Raw genomic sequence first — 17202 nt, 5'->3', positions numbered from 1 at the left:
TCGCTCCCTTTCAGGCGTTCACGGGCACCAGGAAGTCACGGCTGATGCCGAGACCGAGGTCACCCACTCGATCGAGAAACTGCGTGAGGAAAGCATGCAGGCCGGTGGCAAGAATTTCGTCGATGCGGCCGAAGCGCAGGTCGGCGCGCAACCGGCCCGCCCGCCGCAGCGTCTCATGGCTCTGGTCGTTGGCCACCATGCGCAGGTTGTCGACCACCTCGTTCATGCAGGCGGCCAGCGAACGCGGCATGTCCGGCCGCAGGATGAGCAGCTCGGCCACGCGTTCGGGGCGGATGACGTTGCGGTAGACCTTGCGATAGACCTCGAAGCCCGACACCGACCGCAGGATGGCCGACCAGTGATAGAAGTCCACCTCCTGCTGGTCGCGCGGCTGGCCGGCGCCGAAGAACTCGCTCTGTGCCGAGTGGAACTTCACGTCGAGCAGGCGCGCGGTGTTGTCGGCCCGCTCGAGGAAGGTGCCGATGCGCAGGAAGTGGAAGGCCTCGTCCTGGAGCATGGTGCCCAGGGTGACGCCGCGCGACAGGTGGGAGCGGAATTTCACCCATTCGAAGAACTCGCCGGGGTCGCGCTGCAGCGTGCCCGACTTGAGCATGCGGTTGAACTCGAGCCAGGTCTGGTTCTGCATCTCCCAGACTTCGGTGGTGAGTGCGCCGCGCACGGCTCGTGCGTTCTCTCGCGCGGAGCGCAGGCAGGTGACGATGCTCGACGAGTTGTCCTCGTCGCTCACCATGAAGTCCATCACCGTGCGCGCGTTCACCGTATCGTGCCGCTTGTGGAACTCGTGCAGCAGCTCCGAGATGCTCAACAGGCCCCGCCAGCCCTGCTCCGCCGCCGCGGCCGACTGGGGCAGCAGCGCGGTCTGGTAGTTGACGTCGAGCATGCGCGCTGTGTTCTCGGCCCGTTCCATGTACCGAGCCATCCAGAACAAGTGATCTGCAGTCCGCGACAGCATCGTCATGCCTCCAGCACCCAGGTGTCTTTCGTGCCGCCGCCCTGGCTGCTGTTGACCACCAGGGAGCCTTCCTTCAAGGCCACGCGTGTCAACCCGCCGGGCACCATCTGCACCGTCTTGCCCGACAGCACGAAGGGCCGCAGGTCGATGTGGCGCGGCGCGATGCCGCTTTCCACGAAGGTGGGGCAGGTGGACAGGCTCAGCGTGGGCTGCGCGATGTAGTTGCTCGGGTTGAGCAGGAGCTGCTCGCGGAAGGCGGCGATCTCGTCCTTGGTGGCCGCCGGCCCCACCAGCATGCCGTAGCCGCCCGCGCCGTGCACTTCCTTGACCACCAGTTCGGGCAGGTGCGCGAGCACGTACTTGAGGTCCTCGGGCTCGCGGCACAGGTGCGTCGGCACGTTGTGCAGGATGGGCTTTTCGCCGAGGTAGAACTCGATCATCTTCGGCACGTACGGGTAGATCGACTTGTCGTCGGCCACCCCGGTGCCGATGGCGTTGCACAACGCCACGTTGCCGGCGCGGTACACGCTCAGCAGGCCCGCGCAGCCGAGCGTCGAATCGGGCCGGAACACCAGCGGGTCGAGGAAATCGTCGTCCACCCGGCGGTAGATCACGTCCACCCGCTTCGGGCCCTGCGTGGTGCGCATGTAGAGGTAGTTGTCGCGCACGAAGAGGTCCTGCCCCTCCACCAGCTCCACGCCCATCTGCTGGGCGAGGAAGGCGTGCTCGAAATAGGCCGAGTTGTACATGCCGGGCGTGAGCACCACCACGGTGGGCTCGTTCACGCCGGCCGGCGCCACGGCGCGCAGCGTTTCGAGCAGCAGGTCGGGATAGTGCGCCACCGGGGCCACGCGGTGCTCGCCGAAGAGGTCGGGGAACAGCCGCATCATCATCTTGCGGTTCTCGAGCATGTAGCTCACGCCGCTGGGCACCCGCAGGTTGTCCTCGAGCACGTAGTAGCTGCCGGAGCCGTCGGGGTTGGCGGCGCGCACGATGTCGATGCCGGCGATGTGCGAGTAGATGTTGCCCGGCACGTCCACGCCCATCATCTCGGGCCGGAACTGGGCGTTCTTGAACACCTGCTCCGCCGGCACCAGACCTGCCTTGATGATCTCCTGGTCGTGGTAGACGTCGTGGATGAAGCGGTTGAGCGCAGTGACCCGCTGGCGCAGGCCGCGCTCCATCTCCCGCCATTCGTGCGACGGGATGATGCGCGGGATCAGGTCGAACGGAATGAGGCGCTCGGTGCCTGCGCCGTCTTCGTCTTTCGTGCCGTAGACGGCGAAGGTGATGCCGACGCGACGGAAGATCATCTCGGCTTCGTCGCGCCGGATCCTCATCATCTCGCGCGGCTGGCGTGCGAGCCAGCGGTCGTACTGGCTGTAGTGGTCACGCACCCGAGTGCTGCTGGCGTGCATCTCGTCGTACGGCTGCATCAGCTTCCCCTTTCGTTGCACTGCCTATGCAGGGATTGTGCCAATTTGGGGCTTCGGCTCATACCCATTGCGGCACCGACTCCGTGCTCACCCGCACCGTGAGCGTGTGCTGCCCGCCGCCGCGGATCACGCCCTTCAGGGGCGTCACGTCGCCGTAGTCGCGCCCGACTGCCAATCGCACATGCGAGGTCCCCGGCACGCAGTCGTTCGTCGGGTCGAGGTCGAGCCAGCCGCCGGAGGCCAACGCGCCGGGTGCGTACACCGACACCCAGGCATGCGAGGCGTCGGCTCCCTGCAGGCGCGGCTGCCCGGGCGGCGGTTCGGTGAGCAGGTAGCCGCTCACGTAGCGCGCGGCCAGCCCCAGGCTGCGCAGGCAGCCGATCATCACGTGGGCGAAGTCCTGGCAGACGCCGCGCTTCTGCATGAAGGCCTGCAGGACCGGGGTGTTGACCTGGGTGCTCTGCGGTTCATAGCGGAAGTCGCGATGCACCCGCTGCATCAGCTCGATGGCCGCCTCGGCCACCGGCCGGCCCGGCCAGAACGAAGGCTTGGCATAGGCGTGGAGCTCCCGGTGCAGCGGCGCCATCGGCGACGGGAACACGAACTCGGCGGCCGGTTCGTAGCGCTCCCCGGCAATGAAGCGCAGCCGCTCGCGCAGCAGTTCCCAGGCGGGCGATGCCGCCGGGCGCAGGGCCGCATGGCGGGCCGCCACCCGCACCAGGCTGCGGGCCCGCACGCACAGCGACTCGTGCGGCATGGTGATGCTGAAGAAGCCGCGGCTGTTGCCGAAGGTGTCGCGCCCGGTGGTGTGGTGACCGGGCGCGGGCTCGACCTGCATCTCGAACACCTCGACGCGCTGGTGCTCGTCTTCGAGCGGCCGCAGGAAGGTCATGTGGTGGGCCAGCTCCACCGGGCTGGTGTACTGGTAGCGGGTCTCGTGCTCCACCCGCAGCAGCACCGGCCCAGGCGCCGTGCCCGCCGCGGCCTCAGGCGCTGAGGTGCTGCTCGTATCCATCGGCATGGGCGAAGTAGCGGCGGCCGACTTCGTCGGACAGTCGCGCGCCGGCCTCCATGAGGCGCTCGCACAGGGCGAGGATGCGGTCGTCGTGTGCGTCGCCGCTGGGCGCGCGCGGATCGGTCTCGCGATCACGCCGGCCCTGCAGTTCGTCGAGCGTGGCGCCGGCGCCTTCCTGCGGCAGCAGCGCCAGCAGCCCCTCGACCGGGCCGCCGGCCTGCGGCAGCTTGCGCAGCTCGGCACGCAGGCGGCGCAGCACGCAGGCCAGCGCGCGGGGGTTCGATTCGTCCATCACCACCAGGTCGACCAGTGCCAGCAGGTCCTGGCGGCGCTGGTAGCGAGCCCGGAAGGTGATGGTGCTGTCGAACAGGGACAGCAGCATGTCGAAGCCCTGCACGCCGTACACCGCGCGGCCGGCAAAGAAGGCCTGCAGCGTGCTGGCCATGCCCACCAGCCGTTCGGTCAGGCGGCCCACCGTGAGCAGCCGCCAGCCGTCGTCGCGCGTCATGCGGTCGGTCTGCGCGCCGGTCACCGCGGCCAGCTGGTCGGCCAGGTGTTCGAGCGCTTCCTGCAGCTCGGCGGCGGCAAAGCCGGCGCCGCCAGGGACTTCCGAAGCCGCGACCCAGGCCATGCGCGCCTCGAAGTCTTCGCCCATCTTGCGCACGAGGCGCCAGTGCTCGGGCGAGAGCCGGTCGCGCAGGGCGCCGGCGGCGCGCTCCAGCGACGCGAGGTTGAAGGCGATGCTGCGCTCGCCCTGCGCGTCGGCCAGCGCGGCGACCACCGCACGCTCGAAGATGCGCGGCGCCTGCGTCAGGCTGGGCGAACCGAAGGGCGCGAGGCCGGTGTTGCGCGCGAGCTCCGTCACGGCGTCGAGCAGGGCCTCGGGTGTGTCGTCGTCTTCATCGACGAGCGTCGAGGTGGCCAGGGTCAGGCGCACCAGCTGCTCGGTGCGCTCGGTGTAGCGGCCCATCCAGAACAGGTTCTCGGCGGTGCGGCTGGACACCGGCCGGGCACGGCCCGCCAGGTCGTCGATGCGCAGGCGCTGCTGCAGCATCGAGAAGGTGTCGACCGGGCCGTCGGTCATGACCCAGGTGTCGAGGCTGCTGCCGCCGTGCTGCATCGACACCACGTCGGGGTCGTGCTGCGCGATGCGGGTCATGCCGCCGGGCAGCACCTTCCAGCCGCCCTGGGCGTCGGCGATGGCATAGACGCGCAACATGGCCGTGCGCGGCAGGAACTGGCCCGCGGCCCACCAGGGCGTCTGGGAAAACGGCAGATAGCCGCGCAGGGTGTAGGCGTCGGGATCGGCCTCGATGCGCCGGCGCCACTCGGCGCGCGTGGCTTCGTTCAGGGGCGCACCGATGCCCGGGTCCACGCCGCGCCCGGTGGCACGCGGATAGGTGGCTCGAACCACGCCCACCTGGCCTGAATCGCGGGCTGCATCCCAGGCGGCCCGCTCGCCGCACCACCAGGTCGGCAGGCCCGGCAGGGAGAGCGGCGCGCCGAGCAGACGCTCGGCGACGGCCGGCAGGAAACCCTGCACCGCGGGCGACTCCAGGAAGCCGGCGCCCAGCGCATTGGTCACCACCACCCGTCCGGCACGGATCACCTGCAGCAGCCCCGGCACGCCCAGCGTCGAATCGGCGCGCAGCTCCAGCGGGTCGCAGTAGTCGTCGTCGAGCCTGCGCAGCAGGCCATGCACCGGCTCCAGCCCCTGCACCGTCTTGAGGTAAAGCCGGTCGTCGCGCACCGTGAGGTCGCCGCCTTCGACCAGCGGCAGGCCCAGGTAGCGCGCGAGGTAGGCATGCTCGAAATACGTCTCGCTGTAGGGGCCTGGCGTCAGCAGCGCGAGGCGCGGCGCATGGCCGTCGGCGCAGGGCGTGGCCAGTTGCTGCAGCGTGTCGAGCAGGCGGCGGTAGCCCGAGGCCAGGTGCTGCACCCGCAGCTCGCGGAAGGCTTCGGGGAACAGGCGCGAGGTGATGAGCCGGTTTTCCATCACGTAGCCCAGGCCAGAGGGCGACTGGGTGCGCTGGCCCACCACCCACCAGCTGGCGTCGGGTCCGCGTGCCAGGTCGAAGGCCACGATGTGCAGGTGCTGGCCGCCCACCGGCACCACGCCCTGCAGCGCACGCAGGTAGCCGGGGTGCCCCTGCACCAGGGCGCTGGGCAGCAGGCCTTCGTGCAGCAGCTGCTGCGGCCCGTACACGTCGGCCAGCACCGCCTGCAGCAGCTCGGCGCGCTGCGCCACGCCGGCTTCTATGTGCCGCCAGTCGGCTGGCTCGATGAGGAAGGGCAGCAGCCCCAGCGACCACGGCCGCGTGGGGCCGCCGCTGTCGGAGAAGACGTTGTAGGTGACGCCGTTCTCGTGGATCTGCCGCTCGATCTGCGCATGGCGCCGCTCCATGCTGCCGAGCCCCTCGGGCCCGAGCAGGCTCACGAATTCGCGCCAGGCCGGACGCAGCGCCAGGCCGCTCGCGTCGATCAGCTCGTCGTAGTGGCCGGCGTCGGCCGCCTTGGCCGCATGCAGCACGGCATGCGCTGCGGCATCGGCAAAGCTGGCGGTGGTGTCGAATTCGAGAGTGGACTGCTGCATCCCGTGCGCCGGTGATCAGGAAACATGGCGCAGGTCGACGGTGAAGGGGAACTCCTGGCTGGGCACGGCATGCTGCACCTGCAGCTGCCCCGGGGTGTGACCCAGCTTGAAGAAGCGCGCCAAGCGTCGGCTCTCCGCCTCATAGGCATTGACCGGGAAGGTGTCGTAGTTGCGCCCGCCCGGGTGCGAAACATGATAGCGGCAGCCCCCGATCGAACGCTGCAGCCAGGTGTCGACCACGTCGAAGGTGAGCGGCGCATGCACGCCGATGGTGGGGTGCAGCGCCGAGGCCGGCTGCCAGGCGCGAAAGCGCACGCCGGCCACGTGTTCGGCCACGCGGCCGGTGGGCTGCAGCGCCAGCGCCTGGCCGTTCACCGTGACCACATGGCGGTTGCCGTTGAGCCCGCTGGCCTTGACCTCCAGCCGCTCGAGCGACGAATCCACATAGCGCACCGTGCCCCCGGCCGCGCCCTCCTCGCCCATCACGTGCCAGGGCTCCAGCGCGTTGCGCAGCGTCAGGTGGATGCCCGCGACGCTGACCTCGCCCACCATCGGGAAGCGGAACTCGAAGTGCGGCGCGAACCAGGCTTCCTCGAAGGCAAAGCCGGCGCGCCCCAGCTCGGCCAGCACGTCGTGGAAGTCCATCTGCACGAAGGTGGGCAGCAGGAAGCGATCGTGCAGCCCGGTGCCCCAGCGGGTGAGCCGGGTGGCGCCACGGCCGGTATAGGGCTCGCGCCAGAACCAGGCCACCAGCGCGCGCAGCAGCAGCTGCTGCACCAGGCTCATGCGGGCATGCGGCGGCATCTCGAAGGCCCGCAGCTCCAGCAGGCCCAGGCGGCCGGTGGGACCGTCGGGCGAATACAGCTTGTCGATGCAGAACTCGGCGCGGTGGGTGTTGCCGCTCACGTCGATGAGCAGGTTGCGCAGCGTGCGGTCGATGACCCAGGGCGGCGTTTCGGCGGTGAGGCCGGCCTGCCGCTCGATCTCGCGCAACGCGATCTCGACCTCGTAGACCTGGTCGTCACGCGCCTCGTCGATGCGCGGCGCCTGGCTGGTGGGGCCGATGAACAGGCCCGAGAACAGGTAGCTCAGCGACGGATGGTTGTGCCAGTAGGTGAGCAGGCTGGCCAGCAGGTCGGGCCGGCGCAGGAACGGGCTGTTGCCCGGCGTGGCGCCGCCCAGCACGAAGTGGTTGCCGCCGCCGGTGCCGGTGTGGCGGCCGTCGACCATGAACTTCTCGCTGGACAGCCGCGACTCGTGCGCGGCCTGGTACAGGAACTCGGTGTGGTCCACGAGTTCGTCCCAGTTCGAGGCCGGGTGGATGTTGACCTCGATGACGCCCGGGTCCGGCGTCACCTGCAGCATCTTCAGCCGCGGGTCGCGCGGCGGCGGATAGCCTTCGAGCACGATCTTCAGGCCCAGCTCGGCGGTGGTGGACTCCACCGCGGCCAGCAGGTCGAGGTAGTCGTCGAGCTCGGCGAGCGGCGGCATGAAGACGTAGAGCACGCCGTCGCGCGACTCGACGCACATGGCGGTGCGGGTGATCCAGGATGCCGACTCGTGGCGCTGCGGCTTGTCGTCCGCCGCGCGAAGCCCGGGCGAGACCGGCGAATGGCCGGCGGCGGGCACGCCGATGCGGCCGCGCCAGTCGGTGCTCGGGGCGCCCTTGGGCGGCGCATAGCCGGCGTACTGGCTGCGGATCTCGGCCGCGGGCCGCAGGCGGTCGCGCGGCGCGTACGGGTCCTGCTCGATCTGGTAGGGCCGGTCGGCCTCGTTCACCCAGGGCAGCGAATCGAGCGGCAGCCGGTAGCCCATCGGCGAATCGCCTGGAAAGAGGTACATGCGCTCGTCGCGGAAGAACCACGGGCCGGTGACCCAGGCCGGTCCGTTCAGGCCGACGGACCATTCGCGCTTGAGGGGCAGCATGTAGCCCACCACCTTGTCGAGCCCCTGGGAGAACACGCGGCGCAGGCGCTCGCGTTCCAGCTCGTCGTCGAGCCGGGCGTCGAACGGATCCACGTTGACCGGCAGCCTGCGCTCGCGCCACAGGTAGTACCAGGTGTCTTCATAACCGGGCTGGATGTACTGCGGCCCCAGGCCCAGCTTGCCGGTCAGCGTGTGGATGAAGCGCTGTGCGTCGCGCTCGGTGCAGCCGCCGGGTTCGCGCTCGTCGGCAAACAGGCCGGGGTCATGCCAGCAGGGTTCGCCGTCGGTGCGCCAGCAGACCGACAGCGCCCAGCGCGGCAACTGCTCGCCCGGGTACCACTTGCCCTGGCCGAAGTGCAGGAAGCCGCCCTCGCCGTACTTGCTGCGCAGCTTCTGCACCAGCTCGGTGGCGTAGCCGCGCTTGGTAGGGCCGAGCGCGGCAGTGTTCCATTCGGCGCCTTCGCGGTCTTCCACCGACACGAAGGTGGGCTCGCCGCCCATCGTGAGGCGCACGTCCATCGCATCGAGTTCGTGGTCCACGGCGTGGCCCAGCTCGAGGACCTGCGCCCACTGCTCTTCGGTGTAGGGCTTCGTGACGCGCGGCGACTCGTAGACGCGGGTGACCGACATCTCGTGGCCGAACTCGACCTCGGACTCGTCCACCGCACCGGTGACCGGCGCCGCGCTCGAAGGCTCCGGCGTGCAGGCCACCGGGATGTGGCCCTCGCCGGCCAGCAGGCCGGAGGTGGGGTCCAGCCCGATCCAGCCGGCCCCCGGCAGGTAGACCTCGCACCAGGCATGCAGGTCGGTGAAGTCGGACTCCGCGCCCGAAGGACCGTCGAGCGCCTTCACGTCGGGCTTGAGCTGGATGAGATAGCCCGACACGAAACGCGCCGCGAGCCCCAGGTGGCGCAACGCCTGCACCAGCAGCCAGCCGGTGTCGCGGCAGGAGCCCGCGGCCAGCTCGAGAGTCTGCTCCGGTGTCTGCACGCCCGGCTCCATGCGGATGAGGTAGCGGATGTCCTTCTGAAGCCGCTGGTTGAGGCCCACCAGGAAGTCGATCGTGCGCACCTGCTCGCGCGGGATGCTTTCGACGAAGGCGGCGAAACGCGGCGTGAGCGGATCGCAGGCCAGGTAGGGCGCGAGGTCGTGCGCCAGCGCCTTTTCGTAGGTGAACGGATAGTTCTCGGCGCTGGGCTCGAGAAAGAAGTCGAACGGGTTGTAGACCGACATCTCGGCCACCAGGTCGACGGTGATCTTGAACTCGGTGGTCTTGTCGGGAAAGACCAGGCGCGCGAGGTAGTTGGAGAACGGGTCCTGCTGCCAGTTGATGAAGTGCTCGCCCGGCTCGATGCGCAGCGAATACGACAGGATGGGCGTGCGGCAATGCGGCGCGGGGCGCAGTCGCACCACCTGGGGCGACAGCCCGACGCGGCGGTCGTAGCGGTAGTGCGTGACGTGGTTCAGCGCGACATGGATGGCCACGAGTTCCTCCTCTGAGCCGTGGTGAGCCCCCCGCTCGATGCAAGACCCGGGCCATCATGCCATCGGATCCGCCACGGGACCACCATGCCGCCCACCCGCGGCGCCAGAGGAGGAACGCGCTCAACCCTGCGGGCGCTCCTCGGTCAGCCACACGTTGCTGCTCACGCCGCGCGGGTAGTAGCGGGCCGCGAATGCGATGCCGTTGTCCACCTGCTCGGTCCAGCAGTGCACGCTGTGCTCCGGGTGCATCTGCCAGCGCGCATGGGCCTCGTCGGCCCGGGCGCCGAGCGCGCCCAGGTCCATGCGCAGGATCTCCCGCGCCACGAACTGGCACACGTACACCTTGGCCGGGAAGGTGTTGCTGCTGGTCGAGGTGATGCGCCAGCCGCCGTCCGGGAAGAGGCAGGTGTCCTCGCGCAGCACCTGGTCGGCCATGTGGCGCTTCAAGGCAGCCAGGTAGGCCGCGTATTCGCCGTCGAGGGCCAGCGCATCGCGGCAGCCGCCGAACCACGCATAGGCCAGGCCCTCGATCACCGGCAGGATCACCGCATCGCCCGAGCCTTGCAGCAGCGCCGGGATGCGGCCGTCGGCCCCCGCGCTGGCCGCCACCGTGGCGGCGGCCCGCTGCGCGAGGCGTTGCGCACGCCGGGCGTCCGCCTGCCGGTCGACCTGCAGGAACAGCCGCTGCAGCACCAGGCCCGCCGCGAATGCCTTGCCGCCGATGTAGGTGTTGCCGCTGGCCTGGCCGAGCGAGGCATCGAGGCAGTCGTAGGTGGTGATCTCGCGGCCGCCCGCGCAGCGGCTGCTGTCGGCGCGCGGCACGCCGATGCGCTGCCGGTCGTCGGGGTGGTCGCGCTGCTCGAGGCTGAACAGGCAGCGCTCCAGCAGTTCGGCCCGCTGCCCGAGCCAGGCGAGGTCCTGCGAGCTGTGCACATAGATGCCGGCGCACAGCACCCAGTTCAGCAATTCCTCGGTGCTCATGTACGAGAACACGCCAGTCAGCCCGGCCAGCTCGTAGGCCGAATGCCCGGGTGCTGCGAAGTGGCCGTGCGCACCCATGTCGTGGTTGAACGCGATGCCGCCGGGCGCGGTTTCGCCGCTCGAAGCGAAGTGCAGCGTGTCCTCGTAGGCATGGCGCCGCGCGTACTGCTCCAGCAGGTTGCGGATCACCCAGGGGTGGTGCTGCGACTCGTACAGCGCATGGTCGGCCGCGAGGTCGAGGGTGTTGATCATGTTGTATTCGCCCTCGTTCACCACCCACAGCGGCGCACCCTCGTGCTCGAGCATCTGGGTGGAATAGAGATACGAACGGGTGGTGTGGGCCACGGTGAACTGCTGCGCGTCGCTCAGCGCACGCGCCTGCAGCTCGCTGTCGGCGCGCCGGCAGGCGGACACCGCCTCTTCGAAGTCGGACAGCGCATAGGCCCCCACCGATTCCACCGAGTCGAACCAGCGGGTGTAGTAGTAGCGCGCCGGCAGCCCCGAGGTCACCACGCCCGGGCGGTGGAAGCACCAGGCCAGGCGCAGCGTGCGGCGCTCGCCCGCCGGCACCTCGAACACCAGCGCGCCCCAGGGGCCGAGCATGGCCTTGCGGTTGAGCTCGGCGTGCGGGTCGTCGATGGATCCCAACGGATGAAAACCGATGAAGGAACGCGCGCCGGGCGCATCGGTCAGGAGGCCCATGTGCAGCCCGTCGCCCACGCCGACCACCCCGCCGTCCGCGCACAGGTGGCGCAGGCCGCGCACCGGGTCGATGCGGGTGAAGCCCACCACCAGCCGGCGCGTGTGCCGGCCCTGGCGGTTGTCCACCTCCACCTCCGCCCGCACTGCCGGCACGAGCGCCCGCCGGGCCGCAAGCTCCTCCTGCGGCCGCAGGCGCTCGAGGTCCGGAATGCGGCGCACCGGCGTGAACAGCGAGAACCGCAGGTCACCCGCGCGCCAGGTGTCGGTGGCGAGCTGGAAGTCGCGGCTCACCGCGGCTGGCGGCAGCAGCTGCACGCGGGCCGTCGCCGCAGCCGCCTCTTCGTTGGCGAACCGCTTGCGCTCGGCGTCATGCGGCAGCTCGGTGAAAGGCAGGGCCTCGAACACCCCCGGTTGTGCGCTCGACTCGAGCGCGACGAGGACCGACTGACCGGGCGCACGGCACAGCTCCAGGTCCATGCCGCCTTTCGGGCCGGGAAAGCCGAGCGTGAGGCTGGCATGGGCACCGATCGGCGCATGCTGGGTGTTAAAGAACGGGTTGGGCAAAGGCATGGTGCGAACACGGGTTGGACGATGAAAAATTCTTGGCCTGCCGTCGGGCGCTGGCCATGCCCCAACGCATGCCGCAGTTGCCCAAATGCTGGATGATGGCGCCCCCATCCCCCCGCCCAGGAGACCCCGTGTCCGAGCAGTTCCCCTTGCCGATGCGCCAGATGCAGCCGGAGCTGCGAACCGCGCTGATGCTCACCGGCGCCCACACCGCGCGCGTGCCGGCCGGCTGGAGCTACCCGCGGCACGACCACCCGTACTTCGAGGTGGGCCTGCTGCTGCAGGGCGAGCAGCACACCCGGCTCACCGGCCGCAGCCTGCAGCAGCGCGAGGGCGACCTGCTGTTCATCACGCCGTTCGAGGCCCATTCGTCGAGCACGCCGGTCGCCTCGAGCTTCTACTGCCTGCATTTCGACATCGACGACCTGGAGCTGCGACGGCTGCTCTGCCTGATCGGCACCCGGGTGTTCGACAGCGGTGACCCCATGCTCGAGCAGATCGCGCCGGTGCTGCGCCGCATGGGCCAGGGCGATGCGGCCGTGCCGGCGGCGTCGCTGGCGTGGCGACTCGAGATCAGCGCGTCGCTGTTCAAGCTGCTGGCGGTGCTGGCGGCCAGCCATGAGCAGCATGTCCGGGCCGCAGCAGCGCTGCCGCAGGCAGCCCTGCAGACCGCCGAGCGGCTGGCGGCATGGATCGAACGCGAGGTCGATCTCGGCCAGGAAACCTCCATCGCCTCGGCGATCCGCCGGCTGGGATACACGCCCAGCTACGGCAATGCGCTGTTCCGGCAGGTCTACGGCGTTTCAGCCCAGCACCACCGATCGATGCGCAAGCTGCGGCGAGCTCGCCTGCTGCTGCTCGACGCGGGCCTGAGCATCGGCCAGGTGAGTGAACGCCTGGGCTATTCGAGCGTGGCCCACTTCAGCCGGCAGTTCAAGCGCTGGTCGGGCATCTCGCCGCAGGCATTTCGCCAGCAGGCGGGTGCGGCCGAGGTGGCGGAGGCTGCGGCCGAAGGACGCTGAACGAGCCGCTCAGCCGGCCGGGATCGCCAGCGGGCCGGCACGCCGGGCGGCGTCGAGCACCACGTGGGTGGTGAAGCTGCGCACGTTGGGGTCATGCAGCAGGCAGGCTTCGCAGAAAGCCTCGTAGGCCGGCAACCCGGTCGCCACCACCACCAGCACATAGTCCACCGCGCCGGCCACACCGTAGACCTGCTGCACCTCGGGCCGCTCCTTCATGCGGCGCTGGAAGGCCAGCGTCTGCGGCGCCGATTCGTCGATCAGGTCCACATGCACGATGGCGGTGAAGGTCAGGCCCAGCTGCCGGCAGTCGAGCTGGGCCGTCTCGGCCACGATCACCCCGGTCTCGCGCAGACGCTTGAGCCGCCGCTGCACCGCCGCGGCCGACAAGCCGACCTGGGCGCCGATCTGTTCGGCAGGTGTTCGTGTGTCGCGCTGGTAGAGGTCGAGGATGCGGCGGTCGAGGGTGTCGAGCATTGCTGGGGTGTCGGGTCGTTCGCGGGGCCGCATGGGCGGCATCTGGAATGCGGCTTGGCCGCACGCCGGCACCGGCGTTCGCGGCCGGGCGCACCGGCCAGGACCGCACACTGCCGGCATGGCCACCAGCAAGCTTATCGAAACAACGACTCACCGCCTGTCGCCGGACCGCATCGAACGTGCGGCGGTCACCATCGACCCGGTGTTTCGCGACACGCCGCAGTTCGAATGCGAACCGCTGTCGCAGGCACTGGGCGCATCGCTTGCGCTCAAGGTCGAGACGATGAATCCGCTGCGCTCGTTCAAGGGCCGCGGCGCGGACTTCTTCATGCATGAAAACGCGCGGCAACTGGCCGGCCGGACGCTGGTGTGCGCCACCGCCGGCAACTGGGGCCAGGCCATGGCCTGGGTGTGCCGCAGGCGCGGCTGGCCGCTGGTGGTCTACAGCGCCACCAACGCCAACCCGCTGAAGGTCGAGCGCATGCGGGCGATGGGTGCCGAGGTGCGGCTGTTCAGCGACGACTTCGACACTGCGAAGGAAGAAGCCCGCCGCTTCTGTGCCGACAGCGGCGCGGTGATGGTGGAAGACGGCCGCGAAGCCGCCATTGCCGAAGGCGCCGGGACGATCGCGCTCGAGATGCTGAGGACGGGCGACGCCTTCGATGCGGTGCTGGTGCCCCTGGGCAACGGCGCCCTGCTCACCGGCATGGGCCGCTGGATCAAGTCGCACGCCCCGGCCACCCGGGTGATCGGCGTGTGCGCCGAAGGTGCCGACGCCATGGCCGTGTCATGGCGCGAAGGACGGCTGATCGACCGGCCTTCGGTGAGCACCATCGCCGACGGCATTGCGGTGCGCCGCCCGGTGCCCGAAGCCCTTGCCGACATGCAGGGCACGGTGGACGAGGTGCTGCTGGTGAGCGAGGCCGCCATCGAGCGGGCGATGCGGCTGGTCTTCGGCACCGCCGGCCTGCTGGTCGAGCCGGCCGGCGTGGCGGGCGTGGCGGCCCTGCTCGAACACCCGGAAGGGCTGCGTTCGCAACGCCTGGCCACCGTGCTGTGCGGCAGCAACCTGACGGCGGAGCAGGCCGCACGCTGGCTCGTCTGACGAACACACATCGAGGAGAGAGAACGTGATCGACCATGTTTCGCTGGGCACGACCCGCTATGCCGAGGCCACCGCCTTCTATCGCGCCGCACTCGAGCCGCTGGGCCTCGCGCTGCTGCGCGACACCGGCGCCGAGGCTGCGTTCGGCACCGAGTCGCACTGGTCGTTTTTCCTGTACCCGGCGCCAGCGCCGGTCACCGCCCCCGGCACCCACCTCGCCTTCGGCGCACCGTCCCGCGCGGCGGTCACGGCCGCCCATGAAGTCGCGCTGGCGGCCGGCGGGCAGGACATCTTCACGCCCCGCCTGCGGCCCGACATCAGCCCGACCTACTTCGGCGCGATGTTCCATGACCTCGACGGGCACCGCATCGAGATCGCGACGAACGCGGGCTGAAGCGGTGTCCTACGGCGCCCCTTCATCGTCCGCCGCATCGAACGCCTGCGCCTCGTGATGCCAATAGCGCCGCACCGCATCGCGCCAGCAGCCCTGCCGCTCGGTCGGCCATTGCCAGGCGCCGCATGAGGCGCTTTGCACCACCCGGATGCCGCGCGCCCGGTAGCGGGCCAGCACCTCGGCCGCCGGGTGGCCGAAGCGGTTGCGGTAGCCGGCCTGCACGACGGCGGTGTGCGGCATCACGGCGTCGAGGAAGGCATCGGTCGACGACGTCTTGCTGCCGTGGTGCGGCACCAGCAGCAGGTCGCTGCGCAGGGCCTCGCGTCCGGATGCCACCAGCGCGGCTTCCTGCTCGCGCTCGATGTCTCCGGCCAGCAGCGCGCTGGCCTGCTGCGTGCTCACCCGCAGCACGCAGCTCAGGCCGTTGGGCTTGAGGCCGGCGCGTGCATAGTCGGCCGGCCGCGGGTGCAGCACCTCGAAGCCGACGCCGTCCCAGACCCAGCGCTGCCCCGCCTCGCAGCGGGTCGCAGGCACGCCGGCCGCCCGCAGCGGATGCGCGTCTTCGAGCGAACTCCACAGGCTCGCGGCGCCCACCGCCTGCAGCAGCGAGGCGGCGCCGCCCACATGGTCGGTGTCGCGGTGGCTCAGCATCAGCCGGTCCAGCCGCGCCTCGCCCAGGCCCCGCAGCAGCGGCACCAGCACGCGCTCGCCGGCATCGCTCTCGCGCGAATACTGCGGGCCGGTGTCGTACAGCAGCGTGTGTCCGGCCGTGCGCACCAGCACCGCGGTACCCTGCCCCACGTCGGCGGCCAGCAGGTCGAAACTGCCGGGCGCGGGGCGCGGCACCGTGGGGGCGAGCAGGGGCAACAGCAGCGGCCCTGCCAGAAGGCGCAGGCGCCATGGCAGCGGCGCCACCAGCAGCACCGCCGCGCCCAACCCGCTCACCATGGCCCACAGCGGCGCGGCGGGCACCGTCCAGGTGGCCCAGGGCCACGCCGCCAGCCACGCCAGCACGCCTCCCAGCCACTGCACCAGCACCGCGCCGAACGACCACAACGGCGGCATCAGCGCCCCGGCCAGGGCCAGCGGCGTGACTGCCAGCGTGACCAGCGGAATGGCCAGCAGGTTCGCCGCGAAGCCGATCAGCGACACCTGCTGGAAGAACACCAGCGTCAGCGGCGCCAGGCCCACGGTGGCGATCACCTGGGTGCGCAGGCCCCCATGCGCCGCTCGCAGGGCGGCGGCAGCCCAACGCTGGCGGCGCGATGCGCCCTCCACCGCGGGCGTTTCGCCAGCCGGCGTGTCGGCGCCGCCGCTGGCCAGCAGCAAACCCACCGCCGCGAACGACAACCAGAACCCCGGCTGCAGCAGCGCCCACGGATCGGCCAGCGTCACCGCCACCGCGCTCATGCCCCACACCAGCGGCCAGGGCCAGCGCCGGCCCAGGCTGCCGGCCGCGGTGACCACCGCCAGCATGCACACCGTGCGCTGCGCCGGCACGCCCCAGCCGGATAGCAGCGCGTAGACGATCGCCGCGGCCAGGCCGATCCAGCGCCCGGCGGTCGCCGCAGGCAGCCGCAGCGCAAGGCGGGTGGAGCGCCGCCAGCACCATGCCGCGAGGCCGCCGGCCAGCCAGGCGAACATCGTCACGTGCAGGCCGCTGATGCTCATGAGGTGGGCCACGCCGGTGTTGCGGAACACCTCCCAGTCGTCGCGCTCGATGGCCCCCTGGTCGCCGATGGCCAGCGCCGCCAGCACGCCGGCCGCATGCGGGTCGGCCACCCGGCGCTCGATTGCGTCGCGCACCTGCTGGCGCCAGCGGTCGAGCCGATGGCCGGCCTGCTCGTCGAGCCGCTCGGGCGCGGCGCCGCGGTTGTCGCGCACGTAGCCGGTCGCCCGGATGCCCTGCTCGAACAGCCACAGCTCGTAGTCGAAGCCGTGCGGGTTGAGGTTGCCGTGCGGCTGGCGCAAGCGCACGGTGAAGCGCCAGCGCTGGCCGGCACGCAGCGTGGCCTGCGGCAGGCCTTGCAGGCTGCTCCCGCGCTGCGGGGCGTACCACCCCAGCGAGACCAGCGGAGGTACCGCCACCGGCTGGCCGCCGTGGCTGGCGCTCTCCATCTCGAAGCGGAACCGCACGCCGTCGGCATGGAACTGCGGCAGGCTCGCCACCACGCCCACGACTTGGAGGTCCAGGCCTTCGACGGCCGCAGGCAGCGCCTGCCCCAGCCGCTCGGCCGCGCGCCAGCCGGTGGCACCGAAACCGAGGAGCAGCGCCGCCATGGCGCCGAGCAGCGCAAGGGCTGCCGGCCGCGGGCGCAAGCCCCAGGCCACGCAGGTCAGCATCACGGCGGAGGCGCACAGCGCTGCGTACGCGGCCTGCGGCCACAGCGCCTGCTGCTGCAGCTGGGCCGCCGTGCCGGCCAGCAAAGCCAGCGCGGCCATCCAGGCCGTCCTTCCCTGCCCTGCTTGCATCCCGCCCTCTTGTTCTTGGAAGGGCCTAGTGTGCCGGAGCCGCACACGGCCCTGCGT

General features: G+C 70.7%; 11 protein-coding genes. 3 read left to right on the top strand and 8 right to left on the bottom strand.

Annotation, left to right across the window (positions count from 1 at the left end; genetic code table 11):
* Positions 1-10: 10 nt before the first annotated feature.
* The 6 genes from E8D38_RS03050 to E8D38_RS03025 form a co-directional block, all read right to left on the bottom strand.
* Positions 11-973, bottom strand: coding sequence for an alpha-E domain-containing protein (locus E8D38_RS03050; RefSeq protein WP_140626260.1), 963 nt, complete (start codon positions 971-973; stop codon positions 11-13).
* 2 nt (positions 974-975) lie between these two features.
* Positions 976-2409, bottom strand: coding sequence for a circularly permuted type 2 ATP-grasp protein (locus E8D38_RS03045; protein WP_140626259.1), 1434 nt, complete (start codon positions 2407-2409; stop codon positions 976-978).
* A gap of 58 nt (positions 2410-2467) precedes the next feature.
* Entirely contained in the window at positions 2468-3430 is a 963-nt protein-coding gene (locus E8D38_RS03040) for a transglutaminase family protein (protein WP_140626258.1), read from the bottom strand.
* A complete protein-coding gene (locus E8D38_RS03035) occupies positions 3396-6017 on the bottom strand; it encodes a circularly permuted type 2 ATP-grasp protein (RefSeq protein WP_140626257.1) in 2622 nt (873 codons plus the stop codon). The genes E8D38_RS03040 and E8D38_RS03035 overlap by 35 nt, the downstream gene beginning before the upstream one ends.
* Positions 6018-6032: 15 nt before the next feature.
* Positions 6033-9428: a transglutaminase family protein gene (locus tag E8D38_RS03030; protein WP_140626256.1), complete on the bottom strand. Its 3396-nt coding sequence runs from the start codon at positions 9426-9428 to the stop codon at positions 6033-6035.
* Between the two features lie 120 nt (positions 9429-9548).
* Positions 9549-11681 (bottom strand): glycoside hydrolase family 52 protein, encoded by a 2133-nt coding sequence (locus E8D38_RS03025; RefSeq protein WP_181178907.1) that lies wholly within the window; start codon positions 11679-11681, stop codon positions 9549-9551.
* Positions 11682-11809: 128 nt separating this feature from the next.
* Here E8D38_RS03025 and E8D38_RS03020 point away from each other — a divergent pair, with 128 nt between their 5' ends.
* Complete coding sequence (locus E8D38_RS03020; RefSeq protein ID WP_181178906.1) at positions 11810-12700, top strand: helix-turn-helix domain-containing protein; 891 nt, start codon at positions 11810-11812, stop codon at positions 12698-12700.
* A gap of 9 nt (positions 12701-12709) precedes the next feature.
* Here the strand turns inward: E8D38_RS03020 and E8D38_RS03015 are convergent, their stop codons facing one another.
* Positions 12710-13174, bottom strand: a complete 465-nt coding sequence (locus E8D38_RS03015; protein WP_219851629.1) for an Lrp/AsnC family transcriptional regulator — start codon at positions 13172-13174, stop codon at positions 12710-12712.
* A gap of 118 nt (positions 13175-13292) precedes the next feature.
* Between E8D38_RS03015 and E8D38_RS03010 the strand changes: the two genes are divergently transcribed.
* Together E8D38_RS03010 and E8D38_RS03005 are read left to right on the top strand one after the other, a co-directional pair.
* Positions 13293-14279, top strand: a complete 987-nt coding sequence (locus E8D38_RS03010) for a threonine ammonia-lyase (RefSeq protein ID WP_140626252.1) — start codon at positions 13293-13295, stop codon at positions 14277-14279.
* Positions 14280-14304: 25 nt separating this feature from the next.
* Positions 14305-14673 (top strand): VOC family protein, encoded by a 369-nt coding sequence (locus E8D38_RS03005; protein ID WP_140626251.1) that lies wholly within the window; start codon positions 14305-14307, stop codon positions 14671-14673.
* A 9-nt stretch (positions 14674-14682) separates the two neighbouring features.
* On the opposite strand, the gene E8D38_RS03000 is transcribed toward E8D38_RS03005, so the two are convergent.
* Entirely contained in the window at positions 14683-17115 is a 2433-nt protein-coding gene (locus tag E8D38_RS03000) for a DNA internalization-related competence protein ComEC/Rec2 (protein WP_246099330.1), read from the bottom strand.
* Positions 17116-17202 lie beyond the last annotated feature (87 nt).

The organism is Methylibium rhizosphaerae (genome assembly GCF_006386545.1).
In the GTDB taxonomy this organism is placed as follows: Bacteria; Pseudomonadota; Gammaproteobacteria; order Burkholderiales; family Burkholderiaceae_C; genus Pseudorivibacter; species Pseudorivibacter rhizosphaerae.
The sequence above is the reverse complement of the archived record's forward strand: the minus strand, read 5'-3'. Positions and strand labels throughout refer to the sequence as shown.